Below are 22,757 nucleotides of genomic sequence, written 5' to 3'. Positions count from 1 at the left end.
TACAGAACTATTTTAACCAGGTGACCATATTATGACCACGACACAGTTTTGCTTCCGCGTCTGTATTGCAGCGTCCGCCATTATGGCGCTGCACTTGATCCTGACGCACGTCGCCTAGACAGCCAACAAGGTTGATTTTGAAAACCAAGCGCGTGCAGGTTACTCTGCACGCGTTTTGCAGGAGAGCTAACATGCATTTCAAACAGCGTGCGCGCAACCTATTTGCCGCTGGACTCATTCTAACAGCAGGCGCCGGATCAGCACTGGCGCAGTGCGGGAACACCTCTGCAGGCTTTGAAACATGGAAGACCGGCTTTGCGAATGATGCGAGGAAAGCAGGCGTCAGATCGTCGGGGCTGCAAGCGCTCGCAAACGCGCAGTATGCGACACGTACGATTGCCGCAGATCGCAATCAAAAGTCGTTCCGCTACTCGCTTGATAAATTCATGCAGGTCCGTGGCGCGGATACAATCGTTGCGCAAGGACGCAAGCGCAAAGCCCGCAACCCCGATTTCTATGCAGCGCTTGAACGTCAATACGGTGTGCCATCCGGTGTGCTGATTGCCATCCACGGGATGGAGACCGCGTTTGGCGGATTCATGGGCGACAGCTCTGTCGTGTCAGCCATTGTGACGCTGACCTATGATTGCCGCCGTTCGGACTTTTTCGCACCGCACGCCATCGGCGCGTTGAAACTGGTAGATCAAGGGTCGATCACCGGCGCAACCAAAGGGGCGAAACATGGCGAGTTGGGGCACACACAGTTCCTGCCCGGCAACGCGCTGACATACGGTGTGGATGCAAATGGCGATGGGCGTGTCGATCTGTACAATCAGACCGATGCCTTGGCCTCGACCGCCAACTTCCTCCGGCAGAAGGGCTGGAAACCCGGACAGGGTTATCAGCAAGGGCAGCCAAATTTTGCCGTCATAAAGCAGTGGAACGCGGCAACGGTCTATCAACAAGCCATCGCCATCATGGGCGCGCGCATCGACGGGTGACCTGCGCGCAGGCCGTCGCGCTTGGCCACCTTTGCGATGCTCTGTGGATGCAAAACCAGCTCAACGCGCTTGTCATTGAGGCAGCCTCATCATAGATGGTCGGCCATAGGGTTCAGGCCCCTGCCCTCCGCATTTTGGTGAAGCCTGACGATCCGACCTAAATTTCGGTCGCGGGCATGGCAACGCGGAGACCCAGCTGCCCAGATCACGCGACCGGAGAACGGAGACGGATATGGACATCCCACTTCCCTCACGCGCAGCGCTCAAAGCGCAAGCCAAGCGATTGCGTGCGGCCATGAACGATGCTGGCACCCCTTGCACCCATTCTCAGGCGCTGGAAACGGTGGCACGGCAATGGGGTGCGCGCGATTGGAACACCCTGCATGCACGGGCGCAGGACGACAGCCAACACGGGTATCATCCCGGACAACGCGTGTCCGGTCGCTACCTGGGGCATCGCTTTGCGGGTTTCGTGAAATCCGCGCGGCTCATGCCGAACGGGCGTCACGCCCTGACCCTGCGCTTTGACAATGCAATTGACGTTGTCGCGTCGCGGCACTTCTCGGCGTGGCGCAAGCAGGTGAACTGTGTCGTGGATCAGCGCGGGCGCACGTTGCGCACCACGTCAAACGGGCAACCGCATGTGGTTATCCACGATGCCTGGTGCGGCAGATGATTGGGTAAGGCGGTCCTTGGCCCGCCTAACTCAGCCCTGACACGTCTTCGCGCGCCAGCACATAGGTGTGAATGGCAAACACCACCGCACGACTTTGCGGCAGACACAGCAGCGTTTGCCGTTCGCTCCTATAATATGGCCCCTCGGTCAGGCCCGCCCCCACCCGTCGCGGTTCTGACTGAGACCGGGGCTGGAACAGTTCTGGGTCCTGATACCAAAGCTGGTTGAACCGCCACAGCGGACGCCCGACCTGAATCCCGTCAAACAGGCGCTGCACGCGGCGTGCAAGGTCACCGGTGTATTCCGAGACGGGTATGTGAATGTCGACCAGAGGCCGGCCAGCTTTCTCGCTCAGCCGCCACGAGGCCGGAAAACACAACACAGCGCCAGTCAACACATGTTCGTCGCCACGCTTCTGCATCAATACAAAGTCGTTCTGGCACAGCCGCCCCAATGTCTTCATCGGCGCGGAATGATCCAACGATACAATGCGCCCATCCGGACAGGTGACGTCATTGCCGTCCCGCCGGAACCCTTGCGCAGGCAGGATGTCGAGAACGGCATTCAGCAATTCCTTTGCAGCGTCACACGCCAACGGGTCGAGGTACAAAACATCAGCCGTGCGTTCGGCCAACAAGACCTCGCGCCGGGCCATCTGTTCGGCATAGGCATCATCAACGCGCAGCCACGGCCCGCCCTCGGGCTGGATACCCGGCAAGGCGCGGCTGACGCGCATGTCTTCGGGCAATTCACGCTGCAAAATCACGGTCATGGCGCACATTTGCACGGGGTTCGATCAACACGCCACAGCAAAAAAACGCCGGTTCCCTGTCGGAAACGGGCAACTGCACCGCACGAATCCACGGCACCCTGCCCTCAGGGAAGGACGCACCATGAACCAGCATTACCGTGACACACGCAAAATCGACCCCAATCGCGGCGCCGCGTTGGGCGATGGCACACCGAATGATGCCGACCGTATCGAGATCGGCCCAACGCAACTAGCCTTTGCCGAATGGGAGGCCGCGGGCCTGCAGCTGCCCAACCTCGCTAAGATGCGCGAATACCGCTGGCGCAGGCTGACCCAGCACATCGTTGATCGCGGCTATGCCGGCCTCTTGATGTTTGACCCGCTCAACATTCGCTACGCCACCGACTCGACCAACATGCAGCTTTGGAACACGCACAACCCGTTCAGGGCCGTATTGCTGTGCGCGGATGGTTACATGGTGATCTGGGATTACAAGAACGCCCCCTTCCTGTCCTCCTTCAATCCGCTGGTCAAAGAGGTGCGGCACGGGGCTGATCTGTTCTACTTCGACCGAGGTGACAAGATCGACATCGCCGCCGATGCCTTTGCCAATGCCGTGCGCGAGATTTGCGCGGAGCACGCCCCCGGCCATACGCGCCTCGCTGTCGACAAACCGATGGTGCATGGGCTCCGCGCGCTTGAGGCGCAGGGGTTCACCGTCATGGATGGCGAGGAAGTCACTGAGAAATCCCGCTCCATCAAAGGCCCGGACGAAATCAAGGCAATGCGCTGCGCGGTCAACGCCTGCGAAGCGTCGATCAAAGCGATGGAGGATTTCGCGCGGGCCAATGTCGGCGATGGCAAGACATGTGAGGATGATATCTGGGCTATCCTGCATGCCGAAAACGTCAGACGCGGCGGCGAATGGATCGAAACCCGGTTGCTGTCCTCCGGGCCACGCACCAATCCATGGTTTCAGGAATGCGGCCCACGCATCTGCCAACCAAACGAGATCATCTCTTTCGACACCGATCTTGTCGGCTCCTACGGCATCTGTGTCGACATCTCGCGCAGCTGGTGGATCGGTCCCGACAAACCGCGCCCCGACATGGTCTATGCGATGCAGCACGCGCACGAACACATCATGCAGAACATGCAGATGATCAAACCCGGCGTCACGATCCCCGAATTGACGGCCAACACACATGTGCTGGATGACAAGTTCCAGGCCCAGAAATACGGCTGCCTCATGCATGGCGTTGGCCTGTGCGATGAATGGCCATTGGTCGCCTATCCCGACAAGGCGGTGCCGGGCGCATTCGACTACGCGCTTCAGCCGGGCATGGTGCTGTGCGTCGAAGCTGCAGTGGGTGAAGTCGGTGGGGACTTTAGCATCAAGCTGGAGGATCAGGTGCTGGTTACGGAAGACGGGTTCGAAAACCTGATTGGATACGAGTTTGATCCCGCGTTGATGGGTCTCTGATTTTTGAGGACGAGCGGGCCACCCAGGCGCGCCTCTTGGCCCCCACCTCTGCCGTGCGTGGTGTGGGCAGACCGCAGGTCGTCCTGCATCCATGCCACCCCCGACAACCTGGAAAAGCGTTTCTGCCCGGCCCCAACTTGCCCAGTCTCGATACAGGCAGGTCCGTTTCAGTCTTCACCCAAGACAAACATGAAAACTGTATGCGGAACCGTATTTCTCGCATAACGTGAATGTATCAACCGAATCTACGTTGGGTTGAAACTGCATTTTTTTCGCTCATACGCGAGCAAAGTTATTTTGGGGACCACATGAACGCCGACGATATTGAAAGCATCGCAATCCATCCGGCAATCGGTGTCGCCCGTGTCGGGAATGCGAAAGACGCATATTTCCTTGCCCCCGAGGTGATTGGGGAAACACCGAAAGACACAGATGGTTTTCGCGACGCCCATGGTCACCTCAAACGCCAGGTGGCGCGTTTCCGAGTGTACGCGACCCTCAAATCCGGGGAAGTGCGCGAAATCACGGCGTCCGAAGCCCAGATCAACTGGCGGGTGGAAGTGGCCAATCTCAAGGCCGGGTGGTACGAATTCCAGCACGCGATGGACCTGCCGCCTGATCAGGTGTTTGAACCGCCCAAACGCAATGCAGATTTCAATGGCGATGACCGCGAACGGCTGAGCATTCGGCCCAGCGCACGCCATGTCAGCGGTCCCAACACAACGTCCGACGCCTTCGACGACGGGACCTTTTTCGGCAAGCCCGTGTATCTGGGTGAACTGCGCACCGACGACCAAGGGCGGCTTTTGTTTTTCGGTGGGCACGGCAAGTCCGAGCCACTGGTGCCCGGCATCGCGCCCACCACCTTTGCCAACAATGATGGCTGGCACGACGACACATGCGACGGCCCGGTGCGCGCGACAATCACCATCGGTGGCCGCGATTTCGAAGCGCAGCCCGCCCACGTGATCGTCGCGCCCCCGAACTTTGGCCCGGGTCTGTTCGGTGTTGTGACGATGGACGACGTGGTACGCGATCTGTTCTTCGGGCTTGGCATTCTGGACGCCCCGGACCACACCAGTTTCACCCGCGACATCTGGCCCATCTTCGACAGGATGACCGGGCATCAATGGGTGTGCGACGGCATCTTGCTTCTTGCTGGTCAAGGGACACCGCTGGATGCACGCGACCCGGCGATCATTGCGCAGATGGGGGACTCTTCGGACGCCAGCGCCGCGTACCGTCAGGCTGTGTTCAATCTGTTCCGCGACAGCAAGACAGAAGCCCTGAAACATGCAGGCCTGCCGCCCTTCTATGGGGACACATACGGCGATCGGTATCTTGATGGCCCTCGCGAGGGCGAGCTGGTCAATCCGGCGCGGGAGGACCTGTTCCTGACCAAGACCCAGTATCAGCACCTCGAAAACTGGGCGAATGGCGACTTTGAAGCCGACTGGGATGGTATCCCCGCAATCCCGGATTTTGACAACATCGCCGTTGCGGATCAGCCTCGGGAACTGGATCGCGCTGCGTTGCACGAATGTCTGGGTGGCCCGTTTCACCCGGGCATCGAACTGACCTGGCCCATGCGCCTCGCCTCAATGTGGGACCCCGAAAGACCCTATCGGTTGCGTCCCCTGCCCGAGGGTGAGCCAGTGCGCCAGAACTACGGCGTGACGCTCAGCCGTGAACAGGCGCTGGCATCAGATGGCCCCTGGGGACCAACCGGCGCAGGCAGCCTGACGCGCTGGATGGGTGTGCCATGGCAAACAGACGAGGCATCGTGCAACTCGGGCCTCGTCTATACACCAAGCCTGTATCTTAGTTCGCCCAGTTTCTGGGGCGCGCGCGTCCCGAACCAAGTGCTGCCCATTGAAGCTTACAACATAGCCACCACTCCGGACCTCGCCCCGCTTCAGGTACAGCGCCACTTCAGCAACCGCCGCTTCTGGCTGCGCGATCTGCAGGGTACAGGCTATGCAGCACGCATCAACAACATGGTGCACAAATGGTGGATGACTGGACTGGTCGAAGCCCACACGCCACCAGAGGGCGCGGGGCTGCCCGACACATGCTTCGTCGAAACCGGGCGCTCACCCAGTTTCACCAAGGGTGATCCCAGCCTGAGGTTGGCAAAGGGTGTCGTGGCGCTTCAAGCGCAAGAGGACAAGTCCGCTGAGCCATTGGGCGCTGCGCCAGGCACCGAGGACACCTTCGAAGAACAGACCTTCGAACGGCTGGGCCGCGGCGAGGTCTAGTGCCTGCCGTTCTCATTGCCGGTGGCGGGCCCGCGGGGCTTGCCGCTGCTATTGCGCTTGCGGAACGCAAAGTGCCCGTCACTGCTGTCGACCCATCAGGAACAACAGCCGAAACACGCGGCGAGCTGCTGGCCCACGGTGCGGCGCAGATTGTGCAGCGTTTGGGCTTAGGCCACGTTCTGACGGACGCGCTGTTGATCAGCGATGTTGTCAGCCATTGGGGTGCCGCTGGCCTGCAATCCCACGGCGCGCATCCGGGTCTCGGCCTGCACGGCTGGGGTATCGACCGCCGCGCGCTCGCCAATGCAATGCGGGAGCGGGCGCTTGATCTGGGCGTGACACTGCAAAAGGCGCGCGTCGCCCAAAGCCACCCATCTGAAACAGGGTGGCAGGTCGTGGTGAAATCACCCGTAGGCACGGGCACTCGGTATGCAGACTACGTGATTGATGCAACGGGCCGCCCGGCCCATATCGCCAGACGTCAGCAGGCCACTGTTTTGCATGGGCCCGCACTGGTCGCCGTTCTTTGGCAAACAGGCGCACCGCAACATGCAACAATGAAGGCCGAAGCCGCGCCGAATGGATGGTGGTACACGGTTCCGCACAAAACCGGCGGGACTGTCGGGTTTGTCACAGACGCCGCCACCGCCAAACGCATCAGTGCCAGACCAACCGCCTTCCTGGACAGCGTGAAGGACACACTGTCGCTTGTATCGCTTAACGGAATATCCACTCCGCCCTGGTCGATGGATTGCCGCAGCGCGGTTCTGGATCACACCTCTGGCCCCAGATGGCTTGCAACGGGCGATGCTGCAGCCGCCTTTGACCCGATCACATCCCAAGGGCTTTTCAATGCGTTATCCGCAGGTTTCTTTGCAGGCAACGCTGCCGCAGATGCGGTTTCGGGCGATGCAGAGGCCCCCAAAGTATACGATGCCCTACTGACCCGGACGGTCGAACGCACGCATGCCACAACCCATCTGCAATATGCCGCTTTACCCTTTGACACGCCGTTTTGGCGACACCACGCACGGGCCGGTCTGGAAAAGAGCAAAACGTCAGCAGTTCCCGCTTGAGTAGAATCTGCCGCATATGCAAGCTGGCCCTATTCAGGTGCCGCATTCACGAATGGTTATTCAGATCATTCCACATTTCTGGGAGGAACGCAGTTGCCCACATTTGAAATTCACCCCCGTATCGGAGTTGCACGGCTTGGGAACAGCTTGACGGACTTCTACCTGTCGCCGACCGAAACCGGTGGCCTGCCCGTTGCCTGCGATGAATGGGGCAATGAAACGCCGGACGCCGGGCCTGTCACCGTGTTCAAGGACGCAACCGGCGCGATCAAGCGGCAAGCCGCGAAATTCCATGTTTTTCAAAAGGATGACGATGGAGCTGAACGTAAGGTGTCATTGGACGACGCAGAGATCGACAAGATCGAATGGGTGGCCCATGTCGCGAACAAGAAGCCGATCTGGTACACGTTCTCTGAACTTCTGGGGGACCTCGAATTCGGCGAAAGCAACAGCTACGACAACAACCACGTCCCGTGGAACAACCCGGATGTGACCAGCAGGAAAAAGCGGCAAAAGCTGATCATCGACCCCGGCCCTCGCCACATCTCAACCCCGCAAACCAACATTGGTTTTTCGCGCTACAATATCCCCGAAAACTACAAGCACGGGTCCTTCCCCGACCCATCAAATGGTGGCCAGCAGATTGACACGCTGGGCGAGTTGAAGATGGATGCGCAGGGCAACCTGATTGCATTGGGTGGCTTTGGTCGCGTCACGGGCAGCGCAGAAATCTCCAGCTTCCGTGGGGCCGCAGGCTATTGGGACGACATCGCGGATGGTTATGTTTTTGCCCGCGTCACCATGGCCGATGGCACGGTGCACGACACATCATCGGCCTGGCTGGTCGTGGGAAGCCCGAAATACGCGCCCGAAATCGTGAACATCACAACGCTCGCCGACACGATGGACGACGTGGCAATCCGCAAACGGAATGCACGGCCTGATATCTTCCCCGGTGGGGATACCTCCTCGGATTGGCCCCGCGACCCACGCAATGGCTATACACCCCTGCAAGGCTTCAACCCGGACTATGTCGTGAACTTCGAACGGGATGTGCAGCCCATCGTCGACCGCATGGGCCTCTACAAATACGTAGCCAACGTCCCCACCATGGATGATTTCGCCAATCCGAAATTCGATATGCGGGATGCCAGCGACGGCAACGCCGATCACCGCATGCGTTATTTCGAACTGTTCCGCATGCCCCTTCTGCCCAAGGATTATGCCGAGTTCTATGCTACGATGTCCAAAGGCCCCGGCCAGCTTTACGCGCTCAAGGACAATGATCCCGACACCTTGTCGGGCCTACCAATGATGCCGCTCAATTCCGGCGACAACTCGGTCACCAATACTGGCCCCATCTACAAGTTCGAAACGCTGTCACCAACGCAGTATTTCTATCTGTACCAATGGGCATGCGGGCGGTTCACGACCGACAAGCCCGACCCGCTGTCACTGACCGAACATATGGACCGGGTGGACGCCAGCAACTGCGTGGGTGCCCCGTTCAGTCCCGGCATCGAGGTCACGTGGAGCGTTCGTAGCCCACTGATCTATGACGCCCCCCTGCATCTGAAGCTGGCCCATGACAAACGCGGCTACGCCAAGATGTCCAAGCATTATGAGAAAGAGGGCCTGAGCGTCGATCACAACGAATGTGCCGGCGGCGGGTGTGAACCCGGCGACCTGACCAAACGTATGGCGATCCCGTGGATGGCCGATTTCCACGAATGCACGGTCCAGACGCCGAACCTGACCAACATCCATGTCAACCAGCTGGCAGACGGATCGGGGATCGAGGTGCCACCGGCCTTCTATGTCTACTGGTGGCCGCCACAAAGCCCGTTCAACGTGACCACTGGCACGCAATTGCCGCAGGATCAGGTGCTCGACGCCTTTGTCAGCGACATTGACGGGCAGACCATCGTGCCACAGGGCCAGAATGTCGAATTCCAACGCGGTATTGATTCCGCACAAAAGATGATCGACTCGTGGTTCATGCTGGGCTTCCTGCTGAACCGCGGCACCGAAGAGGTCCCGTATATCGTTGAAACCGAACGAAACTTCGGACAACTGGCGCAGGCGCACATCACCGAAATCGCGTCAGCGGCGGCCGCGGCCTCTACAGCGGCCAAGGGCTGATTGTGGATCAGCATGTCGATGTCGCAATCATCGGCGGCGGGCCTGCGGGCACTGCCGCCGCACTGACACTGTGCAAACGCAACGACATCTCTGTCACCGTCCTTGAACGGGGTGCCTATGCGCAGCCGAAAGTCGGCGAATCCCTGTCACCGGGCGTCCGTGGGTTGCTGCAATATCTCGACCTGTGGGACCGGTTCGAACAGGAACAGAGACTCAGCTTGCTGGGAAGCGAGGCGGCGTGGGGCAGCGACAAGCTTGGCACCATGGACTTTATCCTGACCTTGCATGGTGCGGGCTGGGCGCTCGACCGCCAGCGCTTTGAACAAATGATGGCGGACGAGGTTGACCGGCGGGGAGTGCCCCTGCAAACCGAAACAAGCGTTGTAGCCTGCCATCACGATGGCACGGTCTGGCACCTGGACTTGGGTGAGCGCGTGATCACGGCGCGTTACGTGATCGATGCGGCCGGACGAACATCGCGGTTTTCATTGCGCGACGGGGCGCATCGACAACGCAACGACACGCTGACGGCCATTAGCACACGCTTGCCACGCGCGGACGATGCCCGACAGATGACACGCGTCGAAGCCTTCGAAGATGGCTGGTGGTATGCTGCCCCAGTGCCCACTGGGGACACCATTCTGTGCCTGTTCTCGGACGCCGAACGCATACATGCCTTGCGACTGTCGGACCCGCAGGTGTGGGCAGACCACCTGTCACAAACACAGCATATCAAGCCGCTGATCAAAGCGGGTCAGACACAGCCATCACGGCTCGAAACCCTGCCCGCCTTCTCCAGCCTGCTGAGCCGCAGCGATCCAAACATCCCCATGGTGGCCGCTGGGGATGCAATCGCCGCGCGTGACCCGCTATCGTCCTCCGGCATACCCAACGCGATCGGCAGCGGCATCCAGGCGGCCCGCGTAGCCGCCGACTGGCTCTTTGGAACCGGCGCATTGAAACCCGCCTATCTGGACGGTGTGGCGCAGGATCACGCGGCGTATCTGAAAACACATTGGCGGACCTACCGGACCGAAGACAGGTGGGCGGACGCACCGTTCTGGCGGTTCCGGTTGGCGCAGGTGACAAGAGGACCCGGTGCAAGAGTTTGCGCCGCTCCCAATGGGGATGCCTCGCTTTTTGTGCCGGGCCATGTTGCCCGCTGGATTGCAGGCGAAGCGCAACGGCCGACATCACAGCTTGATCTTGTCAGACAGGCCCGCCAGACCTTTCCCGACATCCCGGACGAACGACTGCTGCTTGCCATCGAAGACCTGACAATCGTTGCTGGTACAGCCCCGTCAGCCTGACATTATCCCGGCAAACCCCGTGTTGTCCGTTCCCGTTTGCGCGCAGTTTCTCACCCGCGCGGCTCGGGTTCCGGATGGCACACCATATGTCACGGCAACACCTGTGCGTGAGAACTATGTCACGCCCCTTCTTTCCAAAGGCATCCTGTACCATTCTCCCAGTCAAGGAGACAGCATATGCCCACTGAACGCATCACATTCCCCGGTCATGCCGGAACCCTCGACGCCCGGCTCGACATGCCCGATGGGCCACATCTGGCCACAGCCGTCTTTGCTCACTGTTTTACCTGCGGCAAGGATATCCCGGCCGCACGTCGGATTGCGGCGCGGTTGACCACGATGGGCATCGCCGTGCTGCGCTTTGATTTTACCGGTTTGGGCCACAGCGAAGGTGAGTTTGCCAACACATCCTTCACCTCGAATGTCGAAGATCTTGTGCAAGCCGTCGCATATCTTGAGGGGCGCGGTCTGCCACCCACTCTGATGATCGGCCATTCTCTTGGCGGCGCTGCCGTGCTCAAGGCAACCGCACGGCTGGACCAGATCAAAGCTGTCGCAACCCTTGGTGCGCCTTTCGACCCCGAACATGTGACGCACAACTTCTCTGACGCCCTGCCCGAGATCATCGCGCAAGGGGAAGCCGAGGTGAACCTGGGTGGCCGTCCCTTCCGCATCGGCAAAGGCTTTGTCGAGGACGTGACCGACGAAGCCCTGCAGCCTGCCATCGCACGGCTCAACGCCGCCCTTCTGGTTCTGCACGCCCCGCGGGACACCATCGTCAGCATCGACAACGCGAGCGAGATATTCCTCGCCGCCAAACATCCCAAAAGTTTCGTGACGCTGGACGACGCGGATCACTTGGTGACAAAGTCTGAGCATGCGGAGTACGCCGCCGACATCATCGCCACATGGGCCAAGAAGTACCTGCAGCTCAAACCACCCGCCCCGCCCATCGGCGCACCCGAAGGCATCGTGCGCAGCTCGGAAGCCGATCCAAAGGGGTTCCTGCAGGACATCACCCACGGCACGCGCCACCACATACTCGCGGATGAACCCCGCGCCTATGGCGGCACCAATCAGGGTCTGTCGCCCTATGGCCTGCTGTCGGCCGGTCTGGCAGCCTGTACGTCCATGACCATCCGCATGTATGCGCGACGTAAGGAATGGCCGCTAGATCATGTCCATGTTGATGTCAGCCACAACAAAGTGCATGCGCAGGACGCGGGAACAGGTTCGGGCGACAAGATCGACGAGTGGAAACGCAGGATCAGCCTGACCGGCCGCCTCGATAATGCACAGCGGCAACGACTGCTCGAAATCGCCGATAAATGCCCTGTTCACAGGACATTAGAGAGAACTTCTAAGGTTTTGACTGAGCTCGCACCCGTGGGTGAGGTCTTGGAGGTCACCTAACCCTTTACGGGCTCAGACCGGCAATCCGACCCCAAGAATGAAATGAGGCGCGGACCCGTCAGGGACCGCGCCTCTCATTTGGATCAGGAGAGTGATCAGCCGCGTGCGCGGCCCACCAGTTTCCATGCTGCCGGCAGAACCAGAGCGGCCAGCGCCAGCTTCAGCGCATCACCGATCAGGAACGGTGTCAGACCCCACTCGAGGATCGGCTTGTCCCAGCCGTAAAGCTGACCCAGCCACGCAAGGCCCGGAACGTAGATCAGCACGTTGCCGATCAGCATCGCCAGCGCCATCCACAGCACCGACCGGTCCCAACCGCGTTGGGCCAGTGCGCCCAGCGCAACGGTCGCCATCACATATCCAACCAGGTAGCCGCCTGTGCCGCCCATCATGTAGGTCAGACCGAATTTCTCGGCCGACGATCCGGCAAAGACGTCAAAGCCAAGCGCGCCGACAATCATGTAGCCGAGGATCGTAACCAGACCCAGGCGCGCGCCATAGGCCGCGCCAATGGTCAGAACGGCAAAGGTCCCCATCGTGATCGGAACGGGCCACATGGGCACCTTGATCTTTGCTGCAACTGCAAGAAAGGCAATGCCCAGCACCACTAGGGCCGCCTGCTTGACGCGCAGCGCCGTGCCCTCTGTCGCGCCGAACATATCGCTCAGCACCTTGTTATTCCACGTCGATTCCATGAGGCCTCACCTGTCAGGACAAAAAGAAGTGCGCGTGTTGTGCCAAGGGGTCGCGGTTTCTGCAAGTGCAAAGCGGATGTTTGCGATCACATCAGCCTATGCGGCTATATCGGGTCACGCTCAAATAGCCCTTGCGTGGTCCACTCACGTCCCACGTCACATTGAAGGAAGGCCAGGCCGTGAAATCATAGGTTCCGACATAAGTGTCCGGATCGCAAAAGTGCTCGGTGCGACCGCCCGAGCACGGCACTCTGTGAAAGAAACGCCCATCGTCAAAGAATACGGACAGATCTGTTTTCCAGTGGTACTTGCGTTCCGCCTGCATCGGGGCGGCACCTTCCATCTGCAAAACACCTCTTTCGAAATAGTCCAACCCATCTGACACAGGCACCCATCGGGCGGTTCCTTCAAGGCGGGCCACAGGCCCGACGGTGGGAGTGATCGTGCGTTCGATGGCCCACGCACCGGCAAAACCTGCCAACGTACGATCAGTTGGCATAGCTGGCTTCCTTGAAGTCCCCGCCCTGCCCCATAAAGCGCAACATGTCCCCCTTGCGATCCATCGTGTAGCAGGCCCACATGTCATTCGGCGGCCATTGACTGCAGTACCGATCATCTTCGATGCGCCAATAGCCCCAGCTTTCACGCCCTTTGAATATATATAGGGTTCGACCTGAATCGCAAAAATCCTGCGTGGTGTCAGGATAGGCCAGCGTCCGCCCGGTCAGGGCGTCGCGAATCTGCTCGCCCGTCATAACCTCCCAATCCTCGGCAGCAGCAGGACTGCCCATCAGGGTCAAGATCAGGGCAAAGCGTCTCATATGGGGGCCTTCGTCTTGTCGTTCGTCGGGCCTCAGTCTAAGGACGCGGCACGATATCCGACAGTCACAAAAAGGTGCCCCATGATCCCACGTTATTCCCGCCCCGACATGGTTGCGATCTGGGACCCGGCCACCAAGTTCCGCATCTGGTACGAGATCGAGGCGCATGCCTGTGACGCGATGGCCGATCTGGGTGTGATCCCCCGCGAAAATGCCGAGGCCGTTTGGAAAGCCAAGGATGTCGAGTTCGACGTCGCCCGCATTGACGAGATCGAAGCGGTGACCAAGCACGACGTGATCGCCTTCCTCACGCACTTGGCCGAACATGTGGGCAGCGACGAGGCGCGGTTCGTCCACCAGGGCATGACCAGCTCGGACGTACTTGATACCTGTTTCAACGTGCAGCTCACCCGCGCCGCAGACATTCTGATTGCCGATCTCGAAGGGCTGCTGGCCGCCCTCAAACGCCGCGCGTTCGAGCACAAGGACACGCCACGCATCGGGCGCAGCCACGGCATCCACGCCGAACCCACCACAATGGGCCTGACCTTTGCCCGCTTCTATGCAGAAATGGACCGCAACCTCAGCCGCATGCGCGACGCGCGGGCCGAGATTGCGACGGGCGCCATCAGCGGTGCCGTTGGCACCTTTGCCAATATCGACCCTGCTGTCGAAGAACATGTCTGCGACAAGCTGGGTCTCGTCCCCGAACCTATCAGCACGCAAGTCATCCCACGCGACCGTCACGCAGCCTTCTTTGCGACGCTCGGCGTTGTGGCCAGTTCGATCGAGAACGTCGCCGTCGAAATCCGCCATATGCAGCGGACCGAGGTGCTGGAAGGGGCCGAGTTCTTCTCGATGGGCCAAAAGGGTTCATCAGCCATGCCGCACAAGAAGAACCCGGTTCTGACCGAAAACCTGACAGGCTTGGCACGCATGGTCCGGTCCGCCGTGATCCCGGCGATGGAGAACGTGGCTCTTTGGCACGAGCGGGACATCAGCCACTCCTCGGTCGAGCGCATGATCGGCCCCGATGCCACCATCACGCTCGACTTCGCCCTTGCCCGTCTGACCAGCGTTGTCGACAAGATGCTGATCTTCCCCGAGAACATGCTGGACAACATGAACAAGTTCCCCGGCCTGATGATGAGCCAGCGTGTGCTGCTTGCCCTGACCCAAGCCGGTGTCAGCCGCGAGGATGCCTATACCCTGGTGCAGCGCAACGCTTTGAAGGTCTGGGAACATCGTACAGATTTCAAAGAGGAATTGCTGGGCGACGCAGACGTGACCGCCGCACTGAGCAAGGAAGAGATCGAAGAGAAATTCGACCTTGGCTATCACACCAAGCATGTCGACACGATCTTTGCCCGGGTGTTTGCCGAAGGTTGACCTGCGGGGCGGACGACACGTCCGCCTTACTCATTTTTGATCACACAGCATGCAATAAGGCGCATCAGGATGCGCCTTACCTCGTTTTTGTTTTGCGGAACGGCATCTGTGCCCTACCCTTTGCCCACCCAAGACAAAGGAGAGGACAGATGAAGACCAAGACCCTTGTGGTGGCACTGGCGTTCACCCTCGCCCCCACGCTCACACTCGCCATGGGCTGCAACTATGGCAAACACGAACAGCAAGCGATGTCCTGCGCGTCTGGCACTGTCTACGATGCGGACACCAACAGCTGCGTGGCCACGACCGGATAACGCTCACGATTTCGTGATCGCATAAAAATCGGAGGCGCCGGGTTGTCTCTGCATCATACCCGACGCATCCAATACGGAGACTTCCAATGCTGCGCACCTTGATCCTGACCACGGCCATCGCCCTTCCGCTGGCCTTGCCCACAAGCAGCTTTGCCGCCGGCGGCAACGACAATGCAAAGCCCAAGAAAACCGAAACCACACAGAACTGTCTGCAGGCGCGCCAATGGGATCCCGACAAGAAAGCCTATGTTCGCTTTTCGCAGCCCGTGAACGGTGTGTGGGACGCGGCGATCGGCAAATGCGTGCGCCCCGACAAGACATCCTATCTGGATGCGGATGAGCTCTACAAAGCTGTGCGTGAACTGGCCTATGCCGGGCGCTACAACGAAGCCAACACCGTGCTCGACCAGATGCCCGACCAAGCGGAAGACCGGGTGCTGACCTATCGCGGCTTCACGGCGCGCAAGACTGGCCAGCTTGAACTGGCGAACGTCTACTACCAGCAAGCCATCGATGCGAACCCCGACAACATCCTGGCCCGGTCCTATATGGGCCAAGGCAAGGTCGCCGAAGGGGACAAGGTCGCGGCGCTGACCCAATTGCGCGAAATCCAGGCGCGCGGCGGTGCCGGCACCTGGGCCGAGCAAAGCCTGCGCGACGCCATCGAAAGCGGGACAACCTACAACTACTGATCCCGGATCGGGGTTGAGGGATTCTCAACCTTTGCCTGCCACAACGAGATCAAATCGTTTCGAGGCAGGACATGACCGATCTGGTACCCGTGTCCGCCACCCCTGCCCCGGTGCAGCAGGGTGGCGGTTTCTCTTCTACCCGCACGCCCCCCTCGCTGTCTCGTCGAGCCAAGGCCGCCATCGTTGTGCGCCTGCTTCTAAACGAAGGGGCTGACATCCCTCTCGAAGAACTGCCAGAAGACCTGCAGGCCCACCTGACCAAAGCGATGGGGTCCATGCGTGTGGTCGATCGCGACACGTTGCAGCTGGTGGCGGCCGAATTTGCCGAAGAGGTTGAGCGGATTGGCCTCAGCCTGCCGGGCAGCATGGCGGGCGCGCTGGATGCGCTCGATGGCAAGATCAGCGCACAAACAGCGGCACGCCTGCGCAAGGAGGCTGGTGTGAAACGCGGCGGCGATCCCTGGCAGCGCATCCGCGAGATGGGGCCAGACACCTTGTTGCCTGTGCTGGAAGAAGAAGCCGTCGAAATCGCAGCTGTCATGCTGTCGAAGCTGGATGTGACCAAGGCGGCGCAGCTTCTGGGTCTTCTGCCCGGTCCGCGCGCACGCCAGATTACCTACGCCGTGTCACAGACCGGGGCAGTGACGCCCGAGGCGGTAGAACGGATTGGCCTGTCGCTGGCCACGCAAATGGAGGCACAGCCGCTACGCGCCTTTGACAACGGGCCGGTCGAACGTGTCGGCGCGATCCTGAACTCCTCGACCTCGACCACACGGGACGAGATGCTGGCCGGGCTGGAGGAAACGGATGAAGGGTTTGCGACAGCCGTTCGCAAGGCCATCTTCACCTTCGAAAACATCCCGACCCGGATTGAGCCACGCGATGTGCCGCGCATCCTGCGCAATGTCGAACAGGACGATCTGATCATGGCCTTTGCCGGCGCACCGGCCATGGGGCTCGACACATCGGTCGAGTTTGTCCTGACCAACATGTCCGCCCGCATGGCGGATCAGATGCGCGAAGAAGTGGAGGAAGCAGGTACGCCAAAACCGGCCGATGTTGAAACGGCAATGGGCAATGTTGTCAAAGCGATCCGCGATATGGAAGCCAGCGGCGACCTGATGCTGATCACTCAAGAGGAAGAGGAATAGGGTCAATACAAGGCCTTATCATAACGCCCCGCCTGATCGCCTGAAGCGATGCTCGACCAAGGCAAGCCTTGTCGCGAAGCGACGCACTCGACACCAATCATGGCACCGCGTAAGCGGCACGAATGCAATCGCCAAATCCATCCCGTGCCATCCTCCTGACCATCACCGCCATCCTGTGCTTTGGCGTTATGGACGTGGCGGTCAAGACGGTCTCCCCCGCCACAGGCACCCTACCTGCCTTGTGGGCGCGTTATGCCGGTCAGATGCTGATTGTGCTGATCCTGATCGCACCCCGACTACGACAGGTGGTGCGCAGCAGGTATCCAAAGCTGCAAATCGCGCGGTCTGTCCTGCTGATGCTGGCCACTTTCTTTTTCTTTTCGGCCCTTGGCCATATCGGTCTGGCCGAAGCAACCGCAGTCATGGCCCTGAACCCGGTGTTGATCACGCTGGGCGGCGCCCTGTTTCTGGGTGAAGCACTGGGACCGCGCCGGATCGGCGCGATTGCCGCCGCACTTGTCGGCGCGCTGATCATCATCCGTCCGGGAACGGATGTGTTTCAACCCGCCGCCCTTCTTCCGCTTGTCGCCGCCTTCTGCTTTGCCAGCTACACACTGATCACGCGACGTGTCGGCCCGGATGAAGATGTCTGGACCTCCCTGTTCTATACTGGGCTGATCGGGTCACTGATCATCAGCGGTCTTGTCCCCTTTCACATGACGGTGCCGACGTTCCAATCCATCGCCCTACTCAGCGTGATCGGCATCTTTGGAACGATGGGACAGTTGATGCTGATCCGCGCCCTGTCGCAGGCCGAGGCCGGACTGCTGGCACCATTCAACTACGTTGGCCTGATCACAGCGGTGATCTGGGGACTGCTCCTGTTCAATGAGTGGCCAGACGCGCCGACGCTTATTGGCGCGCTTGTGATCGCGGGGGCCGGGATTTATGTCTGGCATCGGGAAACGCGGGCCAACTGACGGCACGCCCAGAACAGGGACCTCAATGCGATACGATCCCGAAGACCTGCCCTGGCGCGTCAAGCTTGCCTACCTCGCCACCAACGCGGTGGCGCGCACCTGTATCGGCGCGGCTCTGGCATTGCCCTATCGCTGGCGCGTGCCCTTCATGGGATGGATCATGTCGCGCGTGGTGGGACCTCCGGCAGGTTTCAATCGGCGTGCTTTTGAACATGTTGCATTTGCGATGCCGCATCTCTCACCTGCCGAGCAACGGCGTATTGCACGCGACAGCCTTGAAAATGTCGGGCGCACCCTGATCGAAAACTATTCGACGCGCATTCTGCTGGAACGTCAGAAAGACACCCCCATAACCGGCTCTGGATTTGACGCGATGGTCCAAGCCGCTGAAACAGGACAGCCCGTTATCCTCGTCACGGGACATTTCGGAAATTACGAAGCGCTACGCGCTTCGCTTGTCGGGCGCGGGTTTAAAGTGGGCGGGCTCTACCGCGACATGTCGAACCCATATTTCAACGCTCACTATGTGCGCACGATGCAAGCCTTTGGCGGGCCAGTCTTTCCGCAAGGACGCAAGGGTACGGCAGGATCTCGTCCGCCATCTCAAAGCAGGCGGCCAACTGGTTCTTCTCTTCGACCAGCACGTGTTTCAGGCACCAGTCCTGGATTTTCTCGGACACCCGGCCCACACAGCGGTTTCAGCGGCGGAACTGGCCCTTCGCTACAACGCATTGCTGATCCCGTTTTATGGTATTCGGAATGCGGACGGGTTGACCTTTGATTGCGTGATGGAGAGCCCAATTCCGCACTCTGATCCGACAACAATGACGCAAGCCATGAACGACAGTATCAGCGCGCAGATCCGCGCGCGCCCGGATCAGTGGCTTTGGGTCGCGCGCCGTTGGCGGGTAAAGGCCCGGCGCAAGCCCGCTACCTGATTTGCGCGGCCGCGAGGATCGGACCACTCAGCCCCTTCTGAACCATGACGACCAGTGGCTTTTCGCCGGGCGCATCCGCTTTGATGCTCAGGTCGGTAATGCCATCCCATTCCTGCAGGATTTTCCAATCCTCGGTCACATTGGCATAGGAAATCGTATGGCCCGCGTTCTCACCCCGCGTGATGCGTGCCGTCCGTTCCGGCGTGTAGCGCAGCATCTGCACAACCAGTGGACCATTTGACGCGCTGCTCTGGGCGACGATCTGCACGCTTTCGCCATCGCGGGTAACTTCCAATGAAACGGGCGTCGACTTTTCCGCATATTCCATAATCAAACGCGACAATTCCATGGGGCGTGCGCCAACGATATCGGTCTGACCGTTGATGATCATCTGCGGGGTGTAGACAGACCGGCGCCCTGCCTCAACAGCGTAACCGCGCTGACGCTTGGCATAAGCCGGGTCCGCAAACTCGTCCTTCCAGCCGATGTAGTCCCAGTAGTCCACGTGCAACGCCAGGGCGATCACGTCGTCCCGCTTGGCCAGCTCATGCATCAGCTTGTCAGCCGGGGGCATGACGAACACCCCTGCGAGGTGAACAGTTCGACCACCACGGGCGACTGCGCTGCCGCGGGACTGATCAGACTTGCAAATGCCGCGAAGGCAACGGGGATCAAACGATGCATCAAGGGGGCGCACTACCTGTTTGGTTCGGTTTTGAACTGTACCGCCTAATTATGAAAGACTTTCACGATTCACCAATCAAGGTTTGTTGAGCGTATGTGACAGCCGGATCACGACAATGCGCACAGAAACTGTATGCAATGGTATACAAAATCGTCGCACACCCCCTAAATGCAGTTGATCGCAGACATCGTTTCAGGGCATGACGAACCCAAGTCATTGCCCCATCCGTTTCAGGAAAGGAAGATAGCCCATGCCCATCACCGTAGGTCAAGACACCGCAAAGACGCGCAAGACGCTGACCGTTGGCGATCAATCCATCGACTATTATTCGATCCCCGCTACCACGGACGCGGGTCTGGGAGACTTTTCCAACCTGCCTGCCGCGCTCAAGGTAGTGCTGGAAAACATGCTGCGGTTTGAGGACGGCAAGACCGTCAGCGTCGATGACATCAAGGCCTTCGCTGAATGGGGCGCCAAGGGCGGCAAGAACCCCCGCGAGATTGCCTACCGCCCGGCCCGCGTGCTGATGCAGGACTTTACCGGCGTGCCTGCCGTTGTGGACCTTGCCGCCATGCGCGACGGTCTCGTGGCCCTCGGTGGCGATCCGGAAAAGATCAATCCGCTGAACCCCGTTGATCTGGTCATCGACCACTCGGTCATGATCGACGAGTTCGGCAATCCCCGCGCCTTCCAGATGAACGTGGACCGCGAATACGAACGGAACATGGAACGCTACACCTTCCTCAAATGGGGTCAGTCCGCGTTCAACAACTTCCGCGTCGTGCCCCCCGGCACCGGCATCTGCCACCAGGTGAACCTTGAATATCTGGCGCAAACCGTATGGACGGACACCGACCAAGACGGCAACGAAGTGGCCTACCCTGACACGCTGGTCGGCACCGACAGCCACACCACCATGGTCAACGGCGCCGCCGTTCTGGGCTGGGGCGTCGGCGGGATCGAAGCCGAGGCCGCCATGCTGGGCCAACCGATCTCGATGCTGATCCCCGAGGTTGTGGGCTTTGAACTGACAGGCTCCATGGTCGAAGGCACCACCGGCACCGACCTCGTGCTGAAAGTCGTGGAAATGCTGCGCGAAAAGGGCGTTGTGGGCAAATTCGTCGAATTCTATGGCGAAGGCCTGAACCGCCTACCGCTGGCCGACCGCGCCACCATCGCCAACATGGCCCCCGAATACGGCGCCACCTGCGGCTTCTTCCCCATCGACGGCGAAACCCTGCGCTACCTGCGCAACACGGGCCGGGATGAGGCACGCATCGCTCTGGTCGAAGCCTATGCCAAGGAAAACGGGTTCTGGCGCGGCGACGATTACGCGCCAATCTACACCGACACCCTGCACCTCGACATGGGCACCATCGTGCCTGCCATCTCGGGCCCCAAGCGCCCGCAGGACTATGTCGCACTCACCGACGCCAAAACCGCCTTCCTCAAGGAAATGGAAGACACCTTCAAACGCCCCATGGGCAAGGAAATCCCGGTCGAAGGCGAAGACTACACCATGGAATCGGGCAAGGTCGTGATCGCCTCAATCACGTCCTGCACCAACACCTCGAACCCCTACGTGATGATCGGCGCGGGCCTTGTCGCACGCAAGGCCGCTGCGCTGGGTCTGGACCGCAAACCATGGGTGAAAACCTCGCTGGCCCCCGGCTCGCAGGTTGTATCCGCCTATCTCGAAGCCGCGGGCTTGCAAGAAGATCTGGACAAGATCGGCTTCAACCTCGTGGGCTACGGCTGCACCACCTGCATCGGCAACTCCGGCCCCATTCAGGCGGAACTGTCCAAGGCCATTGCAGACGGCGATCTGGTCGCCACCTCTGTGCTGTCGGGCAACCGCAACTTCGAGGGTCGGATTTCGCCCGACGTGCGCGCGAACTATCTCGCCTCCCCACCCCTCGTGGTGGCCTATGCGCTGGCAGGCACGCTCGACATCGATCTGACATCCGAACCGCTGGGACAGGACAAGGACGGCAACGACGTCTTCCTGAAAGACATCTGGCCGTCCAGCCACGAAATCGCCGAGCTGGTCGAAGCAACCGTGACGCGCGAGGCGTTCCTGACCAAATACGCGGACGTGTTCAAAGGGGACGAGAAATGGCAGGGCGTCGAAACGACCGACCAGAAAACCTATGACTGGCCACCGCAATCCACCTATGTCCAGAACCCGCCCTACTTCCAAGGCATGTCGCCTGAACCAGGCGTGATCACCAATATCGAAGGGGCCAAGGTTCTGGCACTCTTGGGTGACATGATCACAACCGACCACATCAGCCCGGCAGGGTCGTTCAAGGAAAGCACGCCCGCAGGCCGCTACCTGACAGAACGGCAAGTTGCCCCGCGCGAGTTCAATTCCTATGGCTCGCGTCGCGGCAATCACGAGATCATGATGCGCGGCACATTCGCCAATATCCGCATCAAGAACGAGATGCTGGACGGCGTCGAAGGCGGCTACACCAAGGGGCCCGATGGCGCACAAACCTCGATTTTCGACGCGTCCATGGCGCATCAGGAAAACGGCACACCACTGGTGATCTTTGGCGGCGAACAATACGGCGCCGGATCGTCACGCGACTGGGCGGCCAAGGGCACAGCCCTGCTGGGCGTCAAGGCGGTGATCGCGGAAAGCTTCGAACGCATCCACCGCTCGAACCTCGTGGGCATGGGTGTCATTCCGTTCGAATTCACAAACGGTGACACCCGCAAATCCCTCGGCCTGACAGGTGACGAAACTGTCTCCATCTCCGGCCTCGACACGATCCAGCCGCTGCAAGAGGTGCCCTGCACGATCACCAAAGCGGACGGCACAGTGCACGAGATCATGCTGAAATGCCGGATCGATACCGCGATCGAGATCGAATACATCGAACATGGCGGCGTTCTGCACTACGTACTGCGCAACCTTGCATCTGCCGCGTAAGCCGGATTTTATACTACCAGAACGGGCGTCCCTCGGGGCGCCCT

Annotated in this window: 19 protein-coding genes and 1 pseudogene; 15 read left to right on the top strand and 5 right to left on the bottom strand. The window is 60.1% G+C overall.

Annotated features, from left to right (window positions below):
- The first annotated feature begins 191 nt into the window (after positions 1-191).
- Entirely contained in the window at positions 192-1,001 is an 810-nt protein-coding gene (locus ACZ1HN_RS12060) for a lytic murein transglycosylase (RefSeq protein WP_472727677.1), read from the top strand.
- 232 nt (positions 1,002-1,233) lie between these two features.
- On the top strand, positions 1,234-1,677 hold the full coding sequence (locus tag ACZ1HN_RS12055) for a glyoxalase superfamily protein (protein ID WP_472727676.1): 444 nt from the start codon (positions 1,234-1,236) through the stop codon (positions 1,675-1,677).
- A gap of 25 nt (positions 1,678-1,702) precedes the next feature.
- Here the strand turns inward: ACZ1HN_RS12055 and ACZ1HN_RS12050 are convergent, their stop codons facing one another.
- Positions 1,703-2,449: a heme-dependent oxidative N-demethylase family protein gene (locus ACZ1HN_RS12050; protein WP_472727675.1), complete on the bottom strand. Its 747-nt coding sequence runs from the start codon at positions 2,447-2,449 to the stop codon at positions 1,703-1,705.
- Positions 2,450-2,570: 121 nt separating this feature from the next.
- Between ACZ1HN_RS12050 and dddP the strand changes: the two genes are divergently transcribed.
- From dddP to ACZ1HN_RS12020, 6 genes are all read left to right on the top strand, one after another.
- Positions 2,571-3,911 carry a dimethylsulfonioproprionate lyase DddP gene (gene dddP / locus ACZ1HN_RS12045; RefSeq protein ID WP_472727674.1) on the top strand — a complete coding sequence of 447 codons (1,341 nt, stop codon included), beginning with the start codon at positions 2,571-2,573 and terminating at the stop codon, positions 3,909-3,911.
- A gap of 308 nt (positions 3,912-4,219) precedes the next feature.
- Positions 4,220-6,169, top strand: a complete 1,950-nt coding sequence (locus ACZ1HN_RS12040) for a LodA/GoxA family CTQ-dependent oxidase (protein ID WP_472727673.1) — start codon at positions 4,220-4,222, stop codon at positions 6,167-6,169.
- The gene (locus ACZ1HN_RS12035; protein WP_472727672.1) at positions 6,169-7,245 is read left to right on the top strand and encodes an NAD(P)/FAD-dependent oxidoreductase; all 1,077 of its coding nucleotides are present in this window, start codon (positions 6,169-6,171) and stop codon (positions 7,243-7,245) included. Before ACZ1HN_RS12040 ends, ACZ1HN_RS12035 begins: the two co-directional genes overlap by 1 nt.
- A gap of 93 nt (positions 7,246-7,338) precedes the next feature.
- Positions 7,339-9,387: a CTQ-dependent lysine 6-oxidase LodA gene (gene lodA, locus ACZ1HN_RS12030; RefSeq protein ID WP_472727671.1), complete on the top strand. Its 2,049-nt coding sequence runs from the start codon at positions 7,339-7,341 to the stop codon at positions 9,385-9,387.
- A gap of 2 nt (positions 9,388-9,389) precedes the next feature.
- Positions 9,390-10,697: a tryptophan 7-halogenase gene (locus ACZ1HN_RS12025; RefSeq protein WP_472727670.1), complete on the top strand. Its 1,308-nt coding sequence runs from the start codon at positions 9,390-9,392 to the stop codon at positions 10,695-10,697.
- Between the two features lie 177 nt (positions 10,698-10,874).
- The gene (locus ACZ1HN_RS12020; protein WP_472727669.1) at positions 10,875-12,110 is read left to right on the top strand and encodes a bifunctional alpha/beta hydrolase/OsmC family protein; all 1,236 of its coding nucleotides are present in this window, start codon (positions 10,875-10,877) and stop codon (positions 12,108-12,110) included.
- A gap of 95 nt (positions 12,111-12,205) precedes the next feature.
- On the opposite strand, the gene ACZ1HN_RS12015 is transcribed toward ACZ1HN_RS12020, so the two are convergent.
- The 3 genes from ACZ1HN_RS12015 to ACZ1HN_RS12005 form a co-directional block, all read right to left on the bottom strand.
- On the bottom strand, positions 12,206-12,805 hold the full coding sequence (locus ACZ1HN_RS12015; RefSeq protein ID WP_472727668.1) for a biotin transporter BioY: 600 nt from the start codon (positions 12,803-12,805) through the stop codon (positions 12,206-12,208).
- A 91-nt stretch (positions 12,806-12,896) separates the two neighbouring features.
- Complete coding sequence (locus ACZ1HN_RS12010) at positions 12,897-13,304, bottom strand: DUF6314 family protein (protein ID WP_472727667.1); 408 nt, start codon at positions 13,302-13,304, stop codon at positions 12,897-12,899.
- Entirely contained in the window at positions 13,294-13,626 is a 333-nt protein-coding gene (locus ACZ1HN_RS12005; RefSeq protein ID WP_472727666.1) for a hypothetical protein, read from the bottom strand. The genes ACZ1HN_RS12010 and ACZ1HN_RS12005 overlap by 11 nt, the downstream gene beginning before the upstream one ends.
- A gap of 81 nt (positions 13,627-13,707) precedes the next feature.
- Here ACZ1HN_RS12005 and purB point away from each other — a divergent pair, with 81 nt between their 5' ends.
- From purB to ACZ1HN_RS11975, 6 genes and pseudogenes are all read left to right on the top strand, one after another.
- A complete protein-coding gene (gene purB / locus ACZ1HN_RS12000; protein ID WP_472727665.1) occupies positions 13,708-15,015 on the top strand; it encodes an adenylosuccinate lyase in 1,308 nt (435 codons plus the stop codon).
- Between the two features lie 149 nt (positions 15,016-15,164).
- On the top strand, positions 15,165-15,329 hold the full coding sequence (locus ACZ1HN_RS11995; RefSeq protein WP_299206715.1) for a carbohydrate-binding module family 14 protein: 165 nt from the start codon (positions 15,165-15,167) through the stop codon (positions 15,327-15,329).
- Between the two features lie 86 nt (positions 15,330-15,415).
- On the top strand, positions 15,416-16,021 hold the full coding sequence (locus tag ACZ1HN_RS11990; protein WP_472727664.1) for a tetratricopeptide repeat protein: 606 nt from the start codon (positions 15,416-15,418) through the stop codon (positions 16,019-16,021).
- Positions 16,022-16,092: 71 nt separating this feature from the next.
- Entirely contained in the window at positions 16,093-17,172 is a 1,080-nt protein-coding gene (locus ACZ1HN_RS11985) for a flagellar motor switch protein FliG (RefSeq protein WP_299206719.1), read from the top strand.
- Positions 17,173-17,294: 122 nt separating this feature from the next.
- Entirely contained in the window at positions 17,295-18,152 is an 858-nt protein-coding gene (locus ACZ1HN_RS11980; protein ID WP_472727663.1) for a DMT family transporter, read from the top strand.
- A gap of 25 nt (positions 18,153-18,177) precedes the next feature.
- Positions 18,178-19,090 (top strand): annotated as a pseudogene (locus ACZ1HN_RS11975) (lysophospholipid acyltransferase family protein).
- Here ACZ1HN_RS11975 and ACZ1HN_RS11970 read toward each other — a convergent pair.
- Complete coding sequence (locus tag ACZ1HN_RS11970) at positions 19,083-19,664, bottom strand: DUF1223 domain-containing protein (RefSeq protein WP_472727662.1); 582 nt, start codon at positions 19,662-19,664, stop codon at positions 19,083-19,085. The pseudogene ACZ1HN_RS11975 and the gene ACZ1HN_RS11970 sit on opposite strands and share 8 nt — an antisense overlap.
- A 361-nt stretch (positions 19,665-20,025) precedes the next feature.
- Here ACZ1HN_RS11970 and acnA point away from each other — a divergent pair, with 361 nt between their 5' ends.
- Entirely contained in the window at positions 20,026-22,713 is a 2,688-nt protein-coding gene (gene acnA, locus ACZ1HN_RS11965) for an aconitate hydratase AcnA (protein WP_472727661.1), read from the top strand.
- Positions 22,714-22,757: the final 44 nt, after the last annotated feature.

It is taken from the genome of Tateyamaria sp. GN1-10, assembly GCF_055693845.1.
Note: the sequence above shows the minus strand (reverse complement) of the source record. Positions and strands in the feature narration are given on the sequence as shown.

What these genes read in the sequence shown, in the direction of transcription:
- ACZ1HN_RS12060 (WP_472727677.1), top strand. Translation starts at nt 192, where the DNA reads ATGCATTTCAAACAGCGTGCGCGCAACCTATTTGCCGCTGGACTCATT.
- ACZ1HN_RS12055 (WP_472727676.1), top strand. Translation starts at nt 1,234, where the DNA reads ATGGACATCCCACTTCCCTCACGCGCAGCGCTCAAAGCGCAAGCCAAG.
- ACZ1HN_RS12050 (WP_472727675.1), bottom strand. Translation starts at nt 2,449, where the DNA reads ATGACCGTGATTTTGCAGCGTGAATTGCCCGAAGACATGCGCGTCAGC.
- dddP (WP_472727674.1), top strand. Translation starts at nt 2,571, where the DNA reads ATGAACCAGCATTACCGTGACACACGCAAAATCGACCCCAATCGCGGC.
- ACZ1HN_RS12040 (WP_472727673.1), top strand. Translation starts at nt 4,220, where the DNA reads ATGAACGCCGACGATATTGAAAGCATCGCAATCCATCCGGCAATCGGT.
- ACZ1HN_RS12020 (WP_472727669.1), top strand. Translation starts at nt 10,875, where the DNA reads ATGCCCACTGAACGCATCACATTCCCCGGTCATGCCGGAACCCTCGAC.
- ACZ1HN_RS12015 (WP_472727668.1), bottom strand. Translation starts at nt 12,805, where the DNA reads ATGGAATCGACGTGGAATAACAAGGTGCTGAGCGATATGTTCGGCGCG.
- ACZ1HN_RS12010 (WP_472727667.1), bottom strand. Translation starts at nt 13,304, where the DNA reads ATGCCAACTGATCGTACGTTGGCAGGTTTTGCCGGTGCGTGGGCCATC.
- ACZ1HN_RS12005 (WP_472727666.1), bottom strand. Translation starts at nt 13,626, where the DNA reads ATGAGACGCTTTGCCCTGATCTTGACCCTGATGGGCAGTCCTGCTGCT.
- purB (WP_472727665.1), top strand. Translation starts at nt 13,708, where the DNA reads ATGATCCCACGTTATTCCCGCCCCGACATGGTTGCGATCTGGGACCCG.
- ACZ1HN_RS11995 (WP_299206715.1), top strand. Translation starts at nt 15,165, where the DNA reads ATGAAGACCAAGACCCTTGTGGTGGCACTGGCGTTCACCCTCGCCCCC.
- ACZ1HN_RS11990 (WP_472727664.1), top strand. Translation starts at nt 15,416, where the DNA reads ATGCTGCGCACCTTGATCCTGACCACGGCCATCGCCCTTCCGCTGGCC.
- ACZ1HN_RS11985 (WP_299206719.1), top strand. Translation starts at nt 16,093, where the DNA reads ATGACCGATCTGGTACCCGTGTCCGCCACCCCTGCCCCGGTGCAGCAG.
- ACZ1HN_RS11980 (WP_472727663.1), top strand. Translation starts at nt 17,295, where the DNA reads ATGCAATCGCCAAATCCATCCCGTGCCATCCTCCTGACCATCACCGCC.
- ACZ1HN_RS11970 (WP_472727662.1), bottom strand. Translation starts at nt 19,664, where the DNA reads ATGCCCCCGGCTGACAAGCTGATGCATGAGCTGGCCAAGCGGGACGAC.
- acnA (WP_472727661.1), top strand. Translation starts at nt 20,026, where the DNA reads ATGCCCATCACCGTAGGTCAAGACACCGCAAAGACGCGCAAGACGCTG.